We start from the raw sequence: 16,053 nt of genomic DNA, 5'->3' as shown, positions 1-16,053 counted from the left end.
CATCGGCCCGTGGTGTCAGCCGACCTGGATTCCGATGACGCAGGTGTCGTCGTCCGTGTCGGAGCGGCTCTCGGCGAGGAGACGGTCCAACTGGCCGTCCAGGTCACCGACCCCCGAGGCCGCCGCGTGCACGAGGTGGAGCAGGGAGTCCTCCACCGAGGAGTCCCGCCTCTCCACCAGCCCGTCCGTGAACATGAGCAGGGTGTCGTCCGGTTCCAGCCGGACCTCCCGTTCGATGTACGTCACGTCCGGCAGCGCTCCGAGGAGCAGGCCCTCGATGAGCGGGAAGGTCTCGGGTTCGCCGCCGCGGACGAGCACGGGCGGCAGGTGCCCGGCGCGTGCCCAGCGCATCACCCGGGTGCGGGGGTCGAAGAGCCCGCAGACGGCGGTGGCCGTCACGTGCTTCGCCAGGTGGTGGGTGACCGTGTTGAGCCAGGACAGCAGCTGGGCGGGGCCCGCGCCGGTCACGGCCAGGCCGCGCAGGGCGTTGCGCAGGACGACCATGCCGGTGGCGGCCTCGATGCCGTGTCCGGCCACGTCCCCCACGGAGAGCATGACCAGCCCGGAGGGCAGGACCACGGTGTCGTACCAGTCGCCGCCGACGAGCGACTCGGACTCCGCGGGCCGGTAGCGGACGGCCACGCGCAGGCCCGGGGCTTCGACGGCCGGCGGGGTGGGGGGCATGATGGCGTGCTGGAGCTGGAGGGTGAGGCGGTTGCGTTCGGCGGACTCGGCCGCGGTGTGGGCGAGCTGGTCCCGGGTCGCTGCCAGGGCGACTTCGGTCCAGTGCTGGGCGGAGATGTCCTGGTAGGCGCCGCGGACGGCGTGCAGGCGCCGGTCGGCGTCGAGGACCGGCTCGGCGACGACGCGGATGTGGCGGGTGATCCCGTCGGGCCTGCGCAGGCGCAGGTCGACGGACGCGGGGCTGCGGTGGCGCAGCACGGCCCGCAGGAAGCGGTCCAGGGCGGCGGAGTCGTCGGGGTGGGCGTAGCCGGGCAGTTCCCGCAGCGGTACGGGCGGGGCGCCGGCCGGGAGGCCGTGCAGCGCGTAGAGCTGGGCGTTCCAGGTGATCCCGCCGGTGACGAGGTTCTCCTCGAAGCCGCCGATCCGGCCGAGGCGCTGGGCGTGCTGGAGGAGGTCGGCCAGTCGTGCCGTCTCGTCCTCGATGCGCCAGATCAGCAGGACGGCCGTGCCGTGCCGGCTGACGCTGATGTCCGCGACCGAGGTCAGCGGGATCTGGTCGACGAGCGCGGTCAGGCTCATGCGTTCGGCCCTGAAGGGCTCGCCGGTGGCGTGCACGCGCTCGATGATGTCGAACAGCCCGTTCTCGCCGGCGGCCGTCGGATAGGCCTCCAGCAGCAGGGCGCCGTTGACGTCGGCGCGCTGCCGCCCGGCGGGGTCGACGAAGCGGCTGCTCGCGTGGCGGATGCGGAAGTCGGTCAGCCGTCCCTCGGGATCGAGCACGGGGGTGAGGATGACGGCGGGGTCGTGCAGTCCCTCGGCGAGGTCGGTCAGCTCCGAGACGTCGGGGAGCAGCGCTTCGGGGAGGCCGGGATCGCCCGGGGACGCGGTGTCCATGGTGCGGGCGCAGAGTTCGGCGAGGGCCTCGACCTGGCGTTCGATCTGCGGGGGCTGTGGTGCCAGGGGTTGTGGCCAGCAGATTTCGAGCACTCCGTGGATGCGGCCGCCGGTGCCGGCCGGTACGGCCATGCGTCCGCCGTCGGGCCAGTGCAGGTGCGCGATCGAGGGCAGCCCCTCGCGCTGGAGGCGGGCCAGGGTGACGAGCCGGCGCTCGCTCAGCGCGAGGCGGGCGACGGTGGAGACGCCCGGGGGGACGTAGCGCCAGCGCGCTGCTTCCCTGGGCGGGAACCCGGCGTACCCGGCGAGGGCCAGGGAGCCGTCGGGCGCCGCGGTCCACACGGCGACGGCGATCGCCCCCAGGGGTTCGAGGGCGTTCGTCAGGAGGGATTCGGCCACCGCCTGGGTGTCGTCGGCGGCGGCCAGCATCCCGCTCTCGGCGGTGCGCAGCCGGACCGCCACTCTGGTGGACGGCTTGGCCGGGCCGAGCGTGCCCGTGCGCTCGACGAACTCGGCGGCGACCTCGCTGACGTGGTCGCGGGCGGCCTGGTTGACGATGTCCGCGGCGAGGTCGAGCGGGGAGAGCCCGGTCTCGCGGGACAGCTCGTCCAGCTGCCGTGCCGCCACGGCGGGGGTGCAGCTCAGCTGTCCGATCAGGATGCCCTTGGCCAGTTCGACCAGGGCCCTGCCGTCGGCGGCCGCGTGCGCCGCCCGCACCTCGCCGCGCAGGCGTTCGACGGTGGCGACGAGGCGTCCCAGCGGCGTCGGGTCCTGGTGCGGGGCGAGGCCCTGGTGCGGGGCGAGGCCCTGGTGCGGGGCCGGGTCCTGATGCAGGGCCAGGTCCTGGTGCGCAGTCGGGTCCTGGTGCGGGGCGGCGGTCATTTCGTGAGCCAGTGCCGGACGCGGGCGATGAGGTCGTCGGCGTCGACCGGCTTGGTCACGTAGTCGCTGGCCCCCGCGGCGAGGCTCTTCTCCCGGTCACCGGGCATCGCCTTGGCGGTGACCGCGATGATGGGAAGGCCCGCGTGGGCCGGCATCCGCCGGATCTCGGCGGTCGCCGCGTACCCGTCCAGTTCCGGCATCATCACGTCCATCAGGATGAGGTCGACTCCCTCGTTGCGGATCAGCGTTTCGATGCCCTTGCGCCCGTCCTCCGCGTGGAGCACCCGGACACCGTGCAGTTCGAGTACGCCGCTGAGGGCGTACAGGTTGCGCGCGTCGTCGTCGACGACGAGGACCGTACGTCCGGCCAGGCCGTCGTCGAGCACGCGGGCGGGGGTCTGCGCCCGCTCCGCGCCCGCGTGGACGAAGGGCAGTACGTCTCCCGGCTGGTCCGCGGACAGGTGCAGCACGATGCGTTCGCGCAGTTCGTCCAGACTGGACAGCAGCTCCAGGCGGCGCGACGCGGCCCGTTCCCGCAGCGCCGTCTCCTGTCCCGTGTTCAGACGGGGGTTGTTGTGCGCGAGGACGGGGAGGGAGGAGAGCGCCGGGTCTCCGTCGAGGGCGTCGAGGAAGCGCAGGGCCTCGCCGTCGGGCATGTCGAGTTCGAGGACGACGCAGTGGAAGGAATCCGATGCCAGGGCGGCGGCGGCCTCCCGCGAGCTCGTGACGCCGACGACCTGGATGCCTCCGAGGTCCCCGTCCGGCCGGTGGCGGGGGGCCAAGTCCCGGTCGGCGCTCTCGGCGACGAGGGTGAGCAGGCCGCCCTGGCGTTCCTCGATCACCAGCAGGCGGCGGGCCTGCCGCTGCGCGGGAAGGGCCGGCGTACCTGCGTGACCCGCTGCGGCGGGTCCGCTCCCGGCGTTCAGGGCGGGCGCCGGGACCTCGGGGTGCGGGTCCGTCTCGTACTCCGCCCACCTGACGGGCAGGTAGAGCGTGAAGGTGCTGCCTTGTCCCGGCGTGCTCTCCGCGGTGACGGCGCCGCCGAGGAGCTGGGCGATCTCGCGGCTGATGGAGAGGCCGAGGCCGGTGCCGCCGTACTTCCGGCTGGTGGTGCCGTCGGCCTGCTGGAAGGCGCCGAAGACGGATGCCAGCTGCTGCTCGGGGATGCCGATGCCCGTGTCCCGCACCCGGAAGGCCACCACGGGCCCGCGGCCGGGCAGGCCGGCGGGGACCTCGGGCGCCGTCGCCGGCTCGATCCGGAGCTCGACGCCGCCGCGTTCGGTGAACTTGACGGCGTTGGACAGCAGGTTGCGCAGGACCTGCCGCAGCCGTGAGTCGTCGGTGTGCAGGGCGTCCGGGGCGTCGGGGGCGGTCGTGACGGTGAAGTCGAGGCTCTTCTGTGTGGTCATCGGCCGGAAGGTGGCGTCGACGTACTCCAGCAGCTGCGGCAGGGACACCGCCTCGGGGTTGATGTCCATCTTTCCGGCCTCGACCTTCGACAGGTCGAGGATGTCGTTGATCAGCTGGAGCAGGTCGGACCCCGCCGAGTGGATGACGCCCGCGTACTCGACCTGCTTCGGGCTGAGGTTGCGGGTGGGGTTCTGGGCGAGCAGCTGGGCGAGGATCAGGAGGCTGTTGAGCGGTGTGCGCAGCTCGTGGCTCATGTTGGCGAGGAACTCGGACTTGTACTTCGAGGCCAGCGACAACTGCTGCGCCCTGTCCTCCAGTTCCTGCCGCGCCTGTTCGATCTCCAGGTTCTTGGCCTCGATGTCGCGGTTCTGGCTGGCGAGGAGGGCCGCCTTCTCCTCCAGCTCCGCGTTGGAGCGCTGGAGTTCCTCCTGCTGCACCTGGAGCTCCGCCGAACGTGCCTGCAGTTCGCCGGTCAGCCGCTGGGACTCGCCGAGGAGCTCGTCGGTGCGGGCGTTGGCGACGATCGTGTTGACGTTGACGCCGATGGTCTCCAGCAACTGGCCGAGGAAGTCGCGGTGTACGGGGGTGAAGGCGCTGAAGGAGGCGAGCTCGATCACGCCGAGGGCCTGGTCGTCGACCACCATCGGCAGGACGATCAGACTGCCCGGGGTGGTGCGCCCCAGCCCCGAGGAGATGACGTAGTCCCCGGGGACCTGGTCCGTGGCGATGATGCGGTGACTGCGCGCGGCCTGGCCGACGAGGGACTCGCCGAGGGCGAAGGTGGTGCCCTCGCCGGTGCCGGCGGGGCGGCCGTAGGAGCCGACCAGGGTGAGCACGGTGCCGCCGGGGCGGTCCTCGGCGAGGTAGAAGGCGCCGTACTGGGCGGCGACCAGCGGTGTCAGCTCGTCCATGACGAGTGCGGCGACGACGGAGAGGTCGCGGTGGCCCTGCATCAGGCCCGAGATCCGGGCCAGGTTGGACTTGAGCCAGTCCTGTTCCTGGTTGGCCCGGGTGGTCTCGCGCAGCGAGCCGACCATCGAGTTGATGTTGTCCTTGAGTTCGGCGACTTCGCCGGAGGCGTCGACCGTGATCGAGCGGGTCAGGTCCCCCTCGGCGACCGCGCTGGCGACCTCGGCGATGGCCCGGACCTGGCGGGTGAGGTTCCCGGCCAGTTCGTTGACGTTCTGGGTGAGTCGCTTCCAGGTGCCGGAGACGCCCTCCACCTCGGCCTGGCCGCCGAGCCGGCCCTCGCTGCCCACCTCGCGGGCCACCCGCGTGACCTCGGCGGCGAAGGCGGAGAGCTGGTCGACCATCGTGTTGATGGTCTCCTTCAGCTCCAGGATCTCCCCGCGCGCGTCCACGCGGATCTTCTGCGTCAGGTCGCCCTGGGCCACCGCGGTGGTGACCTGGGCGATCGAACGGACCTGTGCGGTCAGGTTGTCGGCCATGACGTTGACCGATTCCGTGAGGTCCTTCCACGTACCGGAGACGCCCTTGACGTCCGCCTGACCGCCGAGCCGGCCCTCGGTGCCCACCTCGCGGGCCACCCGCGTGACCTCCCCGGCGAAGGCGGAGAGCTGCTCGACCATCGTGTTGATGGTCTCCTTCAGCTCCAGGATCTCCCCGCGCGCGGTGACGGTGATCTTCTGCGAGAGGTCGCCCTCGGCCACGGCGGTCGCGACCTGGGCGATGGAACGCACCTGGTCGGTGAGGTTTCCGGCCATGAAGTTGACCGAATCCGTGAGGTCCAGCCAGGCGCCGCCGACGCCGGGTACGTCGGCCTGACCGCCCAGGGCCCCCTCGGTGCCCACCTGGCGGGCCACGCGCGTCACTTCCGACGTGACCAGCGACAGCTGGTCGGCCATCCCGTTGAAGACCGTGGCGATCTCACCGAGCAGTCCGTCCGACGTATCGGGCAGCCGGGTGCGGAAGTCCCCGTCCCGTACGGCCGTCAGGCCGGCCAGCAGCCGGCGCAGCTCCGGTTCGCCGATCCCCGCCCCGCCCGCGGTCGCCGGCGAACCGCTCGACGGCTCCGGGCCCGTCCGCTCAGACATGCGTCCACCCCTCGCCACACGACCGGTCGGCGAAGGTTGACGCCGACCCGAAGGACCTTATGGCACGACCGATCACTCTGAAGCAGCGCTTCCGCACACTGCCCCGGAACCCGCGGGTTCTTGGGCGGGCGCAGGGTAGACGAGTCGGTGACGAACGACACGACTGATGAAAGGAGGTGAGCGCGTTGTCGGTCAAGGTCGTCGGCTGGGCACGCTCGTTCCCGGTATCGAGAGGAGTGCGGGCGGCACGGCAGTGGACCGCCGCGCACCTGGCGTCACTGCCCTGGAACGACTGGGCCGTGGACACGGTGCACTCCGTACTGCTCAGCGTCTCCGAGCTCGTCACCAACGCCCACCTGCACGCGGCAGCCACCGCCCACCTCGTGCTGACGTGGGACGGCCGTTGCCTCCACGTCAGCGTCGCCGACTCCGATCCGCGGCTGCCCGGACCCCGGCAGGCGGACGCCGGTGCCGACGCCACCTCCGGCCGGGGGCTGGGCATCGTCACCGCTCTGGCGGACTCGTGGGACATCCACGCGTGCCACGGCGGCAAGGCGATCACGGCTTGTTTCCGCCCCCACGCCGGGTCCGGCCCCCACACCGGCCCGCCGGGCGACCGGGACGGGCCGTGCCGGTCATGACCCGGCGACGGCGTCCTCCACGCTGGGGTACACGGACAGGACCGTATCGGCGCCCGTCAGGGCGAAGAGGCGGCGGAGCTGATCCCCGGGGGCGGCGATCCGCAGGGTGGTCAGCCGGTGCGCCCGCAGCAGCAGGTTCAGGAACGAGGAGTCGCCGAAGGTGACGGAGCTCGCGTCCAGCACCACCAGCCGGTGCCGGTCCGCCGCGGTGGCGAGGGCCTCCTCCAGAGGGGCCAGCGTGTCCTGGTCGAGCTCGCCGTATGCGGCCATCACCCATCCGGCCCCGGCCGGGTAGCCGTCCCCGACCACGCCCTCGTGGTGCGTGTCCCCTGCTCCGGTCATGTCCGCCTCCCCGGATCGTCGCCTGTACGGCCTCCGCAAGGGAGTATGCCTGCCCATCGGCGGTATGGCTGCGCAGGGGCCGCGGTACGCCGCGGCCGGTGGCCGACTCGGCCACCCCGGCGGGCGTCCGGAAAGAAAATTGCGCCCGGGCCGTGTAAGAACGAGAAGCCGGGGCACGAGCGCCCGGGCAGTCGTCAGTCAATCGGGAGGGAACGGCCACCATGTCTCGCTCGGCCACCGTCGCAGGCCCCATTCGTGCAACAGACGTGCAGATCACGCCCTCTGTACCCGCCGAAAGGACCGTGGGAGCCCCATCGCCGGACGTGGCACTGCCCGAGGTGAAGAACGCCCGGGAGATGGCGCCCTCCGACGCGCGCGAGCTTTCGAGGCTCTTCTTCGACAGGCTCCGCACCCTGGAGGAGGGCACGCGCGAGTACCAGTACGCCCGCAACACCCTGATCGAGATGAACCTCTCCCTCGTGCAGTTCGCGGCGCGGCGCTTCCGCGCCCGGGTGCTGGGCGGGGGCCTGGACATCGAGGACATCATCCAGGTGGGCACGATCGGCCTCATCAAGGCCATCGACCGCTACGACCCCGAGCGCGAGGTCGAGTTCTCCACGCTCGCGCTCCCGTACATCACCGGTGAGATCAAGCGCTACTTCCGCGACACCACCTGGGCCGTGCACGTGCCGCGCCGCCTCCAGGAACTGCGTACGGAGCTCGCCAAGGCCCAGGAAGCCCTGACCGACGTCCTGGGGCGGGCACCGACGGTCAAGGAGGTCGCCCACCACCTCGAACTGACCGAGGAGGAGGTCATCGACGGGCTGGTCGCCGCGAACGGCTACACCAGCGGGTCCCTGGACTCCGCCGGCGCCGACGGCGACGAGCCCGCGACCTCGGCGAGCCGGACGACGCGGCCGCTGGCGGACCGGCTCGGCGACGTCGACCCCGCCATGGAGCTCTTCGAGGAGTTCCACACCCTCGCGCCCCTGCTGGAGCAGCTGGACGAACGCGACCGGCTGATCCTGCAGCTGCGTTTCGGCCAGGAGAAGACCCAGGCCGAGATCGGCGCCGAGCTGGGCATCTCGCAGATGCAGGTCTCGCGCCTGCTGTCACGGACGCTGGCCCGGCTGCGTACCGGAATGCTGTCGGTGTAGGCGGCGGCATGTCTCCGGCTCACCGCGGCGACGGACCCGTCCCGCCCCTCGGCGCACAGGCGTTGTACGACGACGTGATGTGGGCGGACGCCGTCGTGCGGTGCGCGGACGTGGACGCGCACGCCACGGAGGCCGGGACGGGTACGCGGCGGCCGCTCACCGCCCGGCCGCTGCGCGACCGCCCCGGTGCCCTGCTGTGCGGCAGCTGCGACCTCGACACCCGGCCCGTCCTGTCCGCGGCGCTGGGCGTCCTCACCCGGATCCCGGGCCCCGTCGTCCATCTCGACCTCTCCGGCGTGGCCTTCCTCGATGCCGCCGCCGTCGCCGCCCTGGTGCAGGCGAACGCCACCGTCACGGGACAGGGCCGTCGTCTGGTGCTCCACCACCCGCCATACTCGCTCCGCAAGGTAGTGGAGATGTTCCCGGACGAATGTGCCGCGCTGGAGGTCGCAGCATGATGAACGTATCTGCGTCCACCGCGCCCGGGGACTTCGTCCACCCCGCCCTCTTCTACCAGGGCCAGGCGGAGTACCTGGCGGGAGTGGGCGGGTTCGTGCGCGCGGCCCTCGCGGCCGACGAGCCGGTGCTCGTGGCCGTGCCCGGCGCGCGCCTGGACGCCCTGCGCGAGAGCCTCGACGTCACCGGGGCCGAGGTCACGTGGACGGACATGACGCAGCTGGGCCGCAATCCCGGCCGTATCCTGGCCGCCCTGCAGGACTTCGCCGACCGGCCCGCGGGCGGCCGGCCCGCCCGGATCGTGGGCGAGCCGATCTGGCCCGGCCGCTCGCGGGCCGAGGTGCTGGAGGCCACGCGTCACGAGGCCCTCATCAACTCCGCCTTCGCGGGGCGCCGCGCCACCGTCCTGTGCCCGTACGACGTCCTGGGCCTGCCGGCCACGGTGGTGTCCGACGCCCGGCGCACCCATCCCACCGTGATCGCGGAGGGCAAGAACCTGCTCAGCCCCGAGTACTCCGACGCCTCGGCGGTCTGCGCCGACTGCGACGAGCCCCTGCCCGAGCCCGATGGAAGTGTGCCCCGGTTCGCCTATGCCTCCGGGGAGCTGGGCGAGGTACGCGCGTACACCGAGACCTGGGCCCGCGGGACGGACCTGAGCACGGCCCGGCGCGGCGATCTGATCCTCGCGATCAGCGAGGCCGCCGCCAACTCCCTGGCCCACGGCGGCGGGAGCGGCTCCCTCCGGCTGTGGAGCACCGCGGGCGGCGGTGCCGTCGCCGAGGTCCGCGACGGCGGCCACCTCGCCGACCCGCTGCAGGGACGCCGCCGCCCCTCCCTGGCATCGGTGGAGGGAGGCCGCGGCCTGTGGATGATCCATCAGCTGTGCGACCTGGTCGAGATCCGCGCCTCCGAGAGCGGCCTTACCCTGAGGATGCACATCGCATGCTCCTGAGACCGGCGGCTCCTCTAAAATGTCACGGGCATGCTCGGGTGTTCCCTCTCCACTAGGGCATACGCGAGATCCGCGACACCGGGACCGTGAAGGGACCGGGCGCAGGGCGGGCGGGGCCACAAGGGGCCCCGCGCGAAGAGACCAGTGTCAACGGTGGGGGTGAGGTACCACAGTGGAAACCATCGGACCGGGAACCGGGACCGGGACCGGAACCGGCGATCCACTCGACGCCGGGCCTTCCGCCGTGGTGCAACGCCGTCGCCTCGCCCTGTCCGGCGTCCGCGGGCACGTCGCCAAGGGCCGCGACTTCACGCGCCAGGCCTTGCAGGACTGGGGCTGGGACGGCACCAAGACCTCCGAGGACGCCCTGCTCCTCGTATCCGAGCTGCTGACCAACGCGTCCCTGCACGCGGGTGGTTGCGTCGAACTCGTGGTCTGCGCCGGTGAGGTCCTTCGGATCGAGGTCTTCGACGGCTCGACGACACCGCCCCGCCGCCACCCGTCCCCGCAGCGCGGACTCCCGGGCGGACACGGCCTCTACATCGTTCAGCGCCTCTCCGACCGCTGGGGCACCCAGATCCATGAGCACGGAAAGGCCGTCTGGGCCGAGATCGAGGCATCGCGGCTGACCTCGGGCAGGCCCGCCGGCCGGTGACCCGGCCGGGCGCGGGCTCCGTGCGCCGCGTCCCCGTTTTCCCCGTACCCCCGTGCCCCCGTACGTGAGCGTCATTCCGGGAGACCAGGGCAAGCGCGCGGTATGACATCCGATGCGCTCACCTCCCTGGCCCTCACCCCGGCGCCCGGCCCCGCCTGGGTCCACCTGATCGTCATCGCCTACGCCCTCCTGATCCTCGTCCGCACCCTGGCCGGACACCGGTAGGAACCACGCCTGCGGGGCAGACGCGCCGGAGTCAGTGGACCCAGCAGGCCCGGGAAGGGAACGACACCATGACATCCGTGGCAGCAGCCGTGGCACGTCCGAGGATCCTGGTGGTGGGCGCCGGCTTCGCCGGTGTGGAGTGCGTCCGCCGCCTGGAGCGGCGCCTCTCCCCCGCCGAGGCGGAGATCATCCTCGTCACCCCGTCCTCCTTCCAGCTGTACCTGCCGCTCCTCCCGCAGGTCGCCGCCGGGGTGCTGACCCCGCAGTCGATCGCCGTCTCCCTGCGCCGCAGCCGCCGGCACCGTACCCGCATCGTTCCCGGCGGCGCCGTCGGCGTGGACACCCGGGCGAAGGTGTGCGTCGTACGGAAGATCTCGGGCGAGCTGACCCCGCTGGCCTACGACCACCTGGTCCTGGCTCCGGGCAGCGTCACCCGCTCCTTCGACATCCCCGGACTCACCGAGCACGCCCGCGGCATCAAGACGCTCGCTGAGGCCGCGTTCCTGCGCGATCACGTCATCGCGCAGCTCGATCTCGCCGATGCCTGCGAGGACGAGGCGGAGCGGGCGTCCCGGCTGTGCTTCGTCGTCGTGGGCGGCGGCTACGCCGGCACCGAGACGGTCGCCTGCCTGCAGCGGCTCACCCGCCATGCGGTCCGGCGCTACCCGCGCCTGGACCCGCGGCAGATCCGCTGGCACCTCGTGGACATCGCGCCGACGCTGATGCCCGAACTCGGCGAGGCCCTCGGCTCGTCGGCGCTGAGGGTGCTGAGGCGACGCGGCATCGAGGTGTCGCTCGGCGTGTCCGTGGCCAAGGCCGGGCCGGAGGAGGTGACGCTCACCGACGGCCGTGTCCTGCGCACCCGTACGCTGATCTGGACCGCAGGGGTGGCCGCCAGCCCGCTCATCGCCACCCTGGAGGCCGACACCGACCGCGGACGGCTCGTGGTCTCCCCGGATCTGACGGTGCCCGGCCATCCCGGAGTGCTCGCACTCGGCGACGCGGCCGCGGTCCCCGACCTCGCCGCGGACCGCGACGGGGCCGTCTGCCCGCCCACCGCCCAGCACGCCCAGCGGCAGGGGCGCACGGCGGCCGACAACCTCGTCGCGACCCTGCGCCACCGGCCGCTGCGGCCCTACCGGCACGAGGACCTGGGCCTCGTGGTGGACCTGGGCGGACGCGACGGAGTCTCCAGGCCGCTCGGCATCGAGCTGCGCGGCCTGCCCGCGCAGGCGGTGGCCCGGGGGTACCACTGGGCTGCGCTGCGCACCCCTGTGGCCAGGACCAGGGTACTGACGAACTGGCTCCTCAACGCGGTTGCGGGCGACGACTTCGTACGGACGGGCTTCCAGACGTGGCGGCCGCCGACACTGCGGGAGTTCGAGCACACCGACGCGTACCTGACCCCCGAACAGGTCCGCGAGCACACGGCTCCCCTCCGCGCGCGGCGCCTTCCCTAGGGAGTGTCTTCGCGGCGTTCCTGCCGCCCGCGGTGCGGTCTCCTACGGGTGCGGGGGTGCGGCCCATCCGGTGGCGTCCGCGCCGCGGCCCGCCCCGGGCTTCGGCGACGGCGCGAGGACCAGGCGGGGCAGGGCGTCCGGGTGCTTCTCCGACAGCCAGGCGATCAGCTGTTCCCGTACCGCGCAGCGCACCGTCCACAGGTCGTCGGCGTCCTTGGCCGTGACGATGGCCCGCACGACCATGGTGGAGGGAGTCGTCTCGGTGACGGCGACGTCCCAGCCGCGGCCGTCCCACCCCGGGCACTGGTGCAGGATCTCGTGCACCTTGTCCCGTATGAGGTCCACGGGGGCGCGGTGGTCGCAGTGGAGGAAGACGGTGCCGGTCATCTGGACACCGCCGCGGGACCAGTTCTCGAAGGGGCGGGTGGTGAAGTACGAGACGGGCATGGTGATGCGGCGCTCGTCCCAGGTCCGTACCGCGAGGAAGGTGAGGGTGATGTCCTCCACCACTCCCCACTCACCGGCGACCACGACCGTGTCGCCGATGCGCACCATGTCGCCGAAGGCGATCTGGAATCCGGCGAAGAGGTTGCCGAGGGTGGACTGGGCCGCGACACCGGCCACGATTCCGATGATGCCGGCGGAGGCGAGCACGGAGGTGCCGAGCGCACGGAAGCTCGGGAAGGTGAGGAGCATCGCCGCGGCCGCGACGACGGCGACGACGACGGTCACGACGCGCGTGATCAAGGTGACCTGGGTGCGGACCCTGCGGATCCTGGCCGGGTCGCGGGTACCGGCCGCGTAGCGGGCGTAGCCGGACTCGACCGCGGCCGAGGCCACGCCCACGATCAGCCAGGCGCCGGCGCCGATCAGTGCGAGCGTGAGGATGCGGCCGGCGACGGCCTCGTGCTGCTGGAGGGGCCTCCACTCGGTCTGCCGGTGGGCCCCTCGGAGCAGGGCGGCGAGCAACACGATCTGCAGGGCCCGGCGGCAGCGGCGCAGCGCGTTCCACAGGGGCGTTTCCGGGTGGCGTGCGTCGGCCCGGCGCAGCAGGAGGTCGGCGGCCCATCCGGCGGCGAAGGTGAGGAGGATCGAGCCTCCCAGGACGGTCAGCAGGCGAAGGGCGTGGTTCATGTCTCCTCGGCGGGTGTAGGCGGCACGGACTTCCCCGCGCATGCCCAGGCGAGGACGGGCGACACACGGGACCTCCCGCGCGGCGGAGGCCGACCGCACCTCGGCGGATGCGAAAGCCGCCGTCCCCGCCCCCGCTGCGGGGTGGGAACGGCGGCGGCCGCAGGTTGCCGGTCGGCCTACCGGCCGCGCCCGCTGAGGAAGTCCCGCGCGCGGTCGACCAGTCCCGTGCCGGCGGACAGCAGCCGGTGGTGCGGCTGGGAGGGGAGGGCCCCGGGGTGGGGGCGGGTCGGAGCGAACCTCTTGGCCCGGCGCACGCGGTCGCCCAGCGCCTCCAGCGACTCTGGTGTGCACGCGTGGCGGAGCCGGGGGAAGAGGTTCTGCTCCTCGTCGTGCACGTGGGCGGTGACCTCCGCCTTCAGTACGGCGATCGGCCGGTCGAACTCCGGGCCGGCCGCGTCCAGTCCTTCGAGGTCCTTCAGCATCTTCTCGACGCGCGCGTGGTCGGCGAGCTCCTTGTCCGCGATGAGGTCGCCGTCCGGGAAATGCTCCCGGACCGCCGGGTAGAGATGCTCCTCCTCCGCCACCGAGTGCTGGATCAGTTCGATGGTCAGCTGTTCGGCCGCCTTCTGCCGTTCGCCCGCCGGGGTGGTGTGCTCGATCCTGTCGAACAGCTCATCCACCTCGCGGTGATCGACGGTCAGTTCCTCGATGACGTCCTTTGCGTGTCCCATGCCGTTGTTCCTTCCCGATCGGCCTCGGCCGGCGGTGCACGCCGGTCGCCGCGCGTGTACCCGGGATGACGCAGATCCAACGGGACGGCCGCCGGTGCGCGGCCGTCGGCGCATGGCACGCCCGGAGGCGGGTAGCCGCGCCGCGAAAGCTCTGGAGGCGGCGCCCGGCACCCCGCGGTGCCGGGCCGCCAACGGTACGGAAGGAGTGCACGTGTCACACGTCGAGGAGTATGTCGAGGTCAACGTCCCCGTGCGGACGGCCTACAACCAGTGGACGCAGTTCGAGGACTTCCCCGTCTTCATGGAAGGCGTCGAGCGCATCGACCAGCGCACGGACACGATGACCCACTGGGTGACGAACGTGAATGGTGTGCAGCGTGAGTTCGACGCGCAGATCACCGAGCAGCTCCCGGACCGGCGCGTCGCGTGGATGACGGTGGACGGGGAGGCGCGCCAGGCCGGCCTGGTCGTCTTCCAGCCGATCGACGCGACCACCACGAAGGTCGTCCTGCACATGAACTGGGTGCCCGACGGCCTGGCCGAGACCGCCGCCGACAAGCTCGGCTTCGTCAAGCGCCAGGTGGCCGGTGATCTGAAGCGGTTCAAGCTGTTCATCGAGTCGCGCGGGGTCGAGACGGGTGCCTGGCGGGGCGAGGTCTGACGCGATGAGAGGCGGGGGCGGGGGCAAGGGCGTGCGGGCCGCGTCCCGCGGTGGTGGACTGCGGGAGTTCACGGCCCGCTGCGGCCTGTCGGCGCGCGGGGTCCTGTACGTGCTGATCGGGATGCTGGCCCTGCGCGTGGCTTTCGGTGACGCGGGGGGCGAGGAGGCCGACCGCCAGGGCGCCCTGCGGGAGCTCGTGGGACAGCCCTTCGGCGGTGTCCTCGTCTGGGCCGTCGGGGCCGGGCTCGTCTGCATGGCGCTGTGGCGGCTGTCGGAGGCGGTCTTCGGCGCTGCCGGGCCGGACGGCGGCAAGCCCGTGAAGCGGTTGGCCTCGGCCGGCCGGACGGTCTTCTACGCCGTGGTCGCTTTCTCCGTCCTGTCGTTCGCGGCGGGCGGCGGGGGGCGCTCCGGGGACGAGCAGTCGCGCGACGGGACGGCCCGGGCGCTGGACCTGCCCGCCGGCCAGTGGCTGGTGGGTGCGGCAGGGCTCGGGATCGCCGTCGCGGGCGTGGTCATCGCGGTGCAGGCGGCGCGGCGCACCTTCCGCAGGCACCTCACGATGGGAGGGGTCCCCGAATGGGGGCGCAAGACCGTCGATTTCCTCGGGGTGGGCGGCGGCCTGGCCCGCGGTGTCGTGTTCGCGTCGGCCGGCGGGTTCCTCGTGTACGCCGCGGTGCGCTACGACCCGGCGCAGGCGAAGGGTGTGGACGACACCCTGAGGTCGCTCGCCGGTACCGCGGCGGGGCCGTGGCTCCTGGTCGCGGTCGCCGTCGGGTTGATGCTCTTCGGGGTGTTCTCCTGGGCGATGGCCCGGTGGCGTGAGGTCTGAGGCGGGCCGAGGTCGGAGGCGGGCCGCTGCTTCGCGCCGCGCCGCTGCTTCGCGCCGGGCCGCTGTTTCGCGCCGGGCGGGCAGGACGGATCCGACCGCTCAAGGGCGTTACCCGCCGAAGGGAAGCGGAATCCGTGGGTATCTCGGCCAACTTGGCCGTACGCCCCTGCACGCCCCCCGCAGTGACGTTCCATCGGCTCTGTACGGGGCACCCGTGGTGCCGTTGGTCCGTCTACCGAGGAGCACACACGATGACGAAGGTCCTCGTCCTGCACAGCGTCAGCCTGGTCAGGTCTGCACTGGCCGCCCTCCTGAGATCCGAAGGTCCGTTCGAGGTCACGTCGGCGGGCTGGCGGGCCGCGGCACGCCAGTCCGAGTCGTTACGACCAGACGTGACGGTCGTCGACCTCGACTGTCCGGGGACGACGGCCGTCCTCGCCCATGACGGGCGCGCGGACCACCGGGTCCTCGCGCCCCCGTCCCCGGTCCTGGTGCTCGCGTCGACCGGCGCGCCCGGGCTGCTGCACCGCGCGTTCCGCGCCGAGGCGCGCGGTTACGTCGACAAGGACGGCTCGCCGGGGCGGCTCGTACGGGCGGTCCGGAAGGTCGCCGCGGGGGAACGGTTCATCGACGCCTCGCTGGCTTCCGCCTTCCTGGAGGCCGACCCCCTGCCGCTGAGCCCGCGGGAGCTGAGCGTGCTGACCCGGGCCGCGGAGGGCGATTCGATCGCCGAGATCGCCCGTACGCTGCACCTGGCGAGCGGGACGGTGCGCAACTACATGGCCGCGGCGACCCGCAAGACCGGGGCGCGCAATCTCATCGACGCGATCCGGATATCCCGGGGCGCCGGCTGGGTCTGATCCCCGGGCCGCCGCGGACGGGCACG

15 protein-coding genes are annotated in these 16,053 nt (G+C 72.5%); 10 read left to right on the top strand and 5 right to left on the bottom strand.

Features of this window, described 5'->3' with window-relative positions:
• Window positions 1-15 precede the first annotated feature (15 nt).
• Both ACFXGI_RS22435 and ACFXGI_RS22430 read right to left on the bottom strand, forming a co-directional pair.
• The gene (locus ACFXGI_RS22435) at window positions 16-2,460 is read right to left on the bottom strand and encodes a SpoIIE family protein phosphatase (protein WP_384709413.1); all 2,445 of its coding nucleotides are present in this window, start codon (window positions 2,458-2,460) and stop codon (window positions 16-18) included.
• Window positions 2,457-5,924, bottom strand: coding sequence for a HAMP domain-containing protein (locus ACFXGI_RS22430; RefSeq protein WP_384709410.1), 3,468 nt, complete (start codon window positions 5,922-5,924; stop codon window positions 2,457-2,459). The genes ACFXGI_RS22435 and ACFXGI_RS22430 overlap by 4 nt, the downstream gene beginning before the upstream one ends.
• Before the next feature lie 176 nt (window positions 5,925-6,100).
• Between ACFXGI_RS22430 and ACFXGI_RS22425 the strand changes: the two genes are divergently transcribed.
• Complete coding sequence (locus tag ACFXGI_RS22425) at window positions 6,101-6,565, top strand: ATP-binding protein (RefSeq protein WP_384709407.1); 465 nt, start codon at window positions 6,101-6,103, stop codon at window positions 6,563-6,565.
• Here the strand turns inward: ACFXGI_RS22425 and ACFXGI_RS22420 are convergent.
• Entirely contained in the window at window positions 6,560-6,907 is a 348-nt protein-coding gene (locus tag ACFXGI_RS22420) for an STAS domain-containing protein (protein ID WP_384709405.1), read from the bottom strand. The genes ACFXGI_RS22425 and ACFXGI_RS22420 overlap by 6 nt on opposite strands.
• A 221-nt stretch (window positions 6,908-7,128) precedes the next feature.
• Between ACFXGI_RS22420 and ACFXGI_RS22415 the strand changes: the two genes are divergently transcribed.
• The 6 genes from ACFXGI_RS22415 (at window position 7,129) to ACFXGI_RS22390 (ending at window position 11,812) form a co-directional block, all read left to right on the top strand.
• Window positions 7,129-8,064 (top strand): SigB/SigF/SigG family RNA polymerase sigma factor, encoded by a 936-nt coding sequence (locus ACFXGI_RS22415; protein ID WP_384709402.1) that lies wholly within the window; start codon window positions 7,129-7,131, stop codon window positions 8,062-8,064.
• 8 nt (window positions 8,065-8,072) lie between these two features.
• The gene (locus ACFXGI_RS22410) at window positions 8,073-8,522 is read left to right on the top strand and encodes an STAS domain-containing protein (protein ID WP_384709399.1); all 450 of its coding nucleotides are present in this window, start codon (window positions 8,073-8,075) and stop codon (window positions 8,520-8,522) included.
• On the top strand, window positions 8,519-9,472 hold the full coding sequence (locus tag ACFXGI_RS22405; protein WP_384709396.1) for an anti-sigma factor RsbA family regulatory protein: 954 nt from the start codon (window positions 8,519-8,521) through the stop codon (window positions 9,470-9,472). The genes ACFXGI_RS22410 and ACFXGI_RS22405 overlap by 4 nt, the downstream gene beginning before the upstream one ends.
• Before the next feature lie 172 nt (window positions 9,473-9,644).
• Entirely contained in the window at window positions 9,645-10,127 is a 483-nt protein-coding gene (locus ACFXGI_RS22400; RefSeq protein ID WP_384709394.1) for an ATP-binding protein, read from the top strand.
• A 102-nt stretch (window positions 10,128-10,229) separates the two neighbouring features.
• On the top strand, window positions 10,230-10,352 hold the full coding sequence (locus tag ACFXGI_RS22395) for a hypothetical protein (protein WP_384709391.1): 123 nt from the start codon (window positions 10,230-10,232) through the stop codon (window positions 10,350-10,352).
• An 89-nt stretch (window positions 10,353-10,441) separates the two neighbouring features.
• Window positions 10,442-11,812: an NAD(P)/FAD-dependent oxidoreductase gene (locus tag ACFXGI_RS22390; RefSeq protein WP_384709462.1), complete on the top strand. Its 1,371-nt coding sequence runs from the start codon at window positions 10,442-10,444 to the stop codon at window positions 11,810-11,812.
• 42 nt (window positions 11,813-11,854) lie between these two features.
• Here the strand turns inward: ACFXGI_RS22390 and ACFXGI_RS22385 are convergent, their stop codons facing one another.
• Together ACFXGI_RS22385 and ACFXGI_RS22380 are read right to left on the bottom strand one after the other, a co-directional pair.
• Window positions 11,855-12,946: a mechanosensitive ion channel family protein gene (locus ACFXGI_RS22385; protein WP_384709388.1), complete on the bottom strand. Its 1,092-nt coding sequence runs from the start codon at window positions 12,944-12,946 to the stop codon at window positions 11,855-11,857.
• A 176-nt stretch (window positions 12,947-13,122) separates the two neighbouring features.
• On the bottom strand, window positions 13,123-13,677 hold the full coding sequence (locus tag ACFXGI_RS22380; protein WP_384709385.1) for a hemerythrin domain-containing protein: 555 nt from the start codon (window positions 13,675-13,677) through the stop codon (window positions 13,123-13,125).
• Between the two features lie 211 nt (window positions 13,678-13,888).
• Between ACFXGI_RS22380 and ACFXGI_RS22375 the strand changes: the two genes are divergently transcribed.
• The 3 genes from ACFXGI_RS22375 to ACFXGI_RS22365 all read left to right on the top strand — a co-directional run bounded on the left by ACFXGI_RS22375 (window position 13,889) and on the right by ACFXGI_RS22365 (window position 16,027).
• Window positions 13,889-14,338, top strand: a complete 450-nt coding sequence (locus ACFXGI_RS22375; protein WP_030867498.1) for an SRPBCC family protein — start codon at window positions 13,889-13,891, stop codon at window positions 14,336-14,338.
• Between the two features lie 4 nt (window positions 14,339-14,342).
• A complete protein-coding gene (locus ACFXGI_RS22370) occupies window positions 14,343-15,167 on the top strand; it encodes a DUF1206 domain-containing protein (RefSeq protein ID WP_384709381.1) in 825 nt (274 codons plus the stop codon).
• Between the two features lie 251 nt (window positions 15,168-15,418).
• A complete protein-coding gene (locus ACFXGI_RS22365; RefSeq protein ID WP_384709378.1) occupies window positions 15,419-16,027 on the top strand; it encodes a LuxR C-terminal-related transcriptional regulator in 609 nt (202 codons plus the stop codon).
• Window positions 16,028-16,053: the final 26 nt, after the last annotated feature.

Source organism: Streptomyces sp. NPDC059355 (genome assembly GCF_042752335.1).
Classification (GTDB): Bacteria; Actinomycetota; Actinomycetes; order Streptomycetales; family Streptomycetaceae; genus Streptomyces.
This window is presented reverse-complemented; position numbering and strand designations above follow the sequence as displayed.

Bases quoted from the DNA above. Each gene is read 5' to 3' on its own strand.
- ACFXGI_RS22435 (WP_384709413.1), bottom strand. From the start codon at position 2,460: ATGACCGCCGCCCCGCACCAGGACCCGACTGCGCACCAGGACCTGGCC.
- ACFXGI_RS22430 (WP_384709410.1), bottom strand. From the start codon at position 5,924: ATGTCTGAGCGGACGGGCCCGGAGCCGTCGAGCGGTTCGCCGGCGACC.
- ACFXGI_RS22420 (WP_384709405.1), bottom strand. From the start codon at position 6,907: ATGACCGGAGCAGGGGACACGCACCACGAGGGCGTGGTCGGGGACGGC.
- ACFXGI_RS22415 (WP_384709402.1), top strand. From the start codon at position 7,129: ATGTCTCGCTCGGCCACCGTCGCAGGCCCCATTCGTGCAACAGACGTG.
- ACFXGI_RS22410 (WP_384709399.1), top strand. From the start codon at position 8,073: ATGTCTCCGGCTCACCGCGGCGACGGACCCGTCCCGCCCCTCGGCGCA.
- ACFXGI_RS22405 (WP_384709396.1), top strand. From the start codon at position 8,519: ATGATGAACGTATCTGCGTCCACCGCGCCCGGGGACTTCGTCCACCCC.
- ACFXGI_RS22395 (WP_384709391.1), top strand. From the start codon at position 10,230: ATGACATCCGATGCGCTCACCTCCCTGGCCCTCACCCCGGCGCCCGGC.
- ACFXGI_RS22385 (WP_384709388.1), bottom strand. From the start codon at position 12,946: ATGAACCACGCCCTTCGCCTGCTGACCGTCCTGGGAGGCTCGATCCTC.
- ACFXGI_RS22380 (WP_384709385.1), bottom strand. From the start codon at position 13,677: ATGGGACACGCAAAGGACGTCATCGAGGAACTGACCGTCGATCACCGC.
- ACFXGI_RS22370 (WP_384709381.1), top strand. From the start codon at position 14,343: ATGAGAGGCGGGGGCGGGGGCAAGGGCGTGCGGGCCGCGTCCCGCGGT.
- ACFXGI_RS22365 (WP_384709378.1), top strand. From the start codon at position 15,419: ATGACGAAGGTCCTCGTCCTGCACAGCGTCAGCCTGGTCAGGTCTGCA.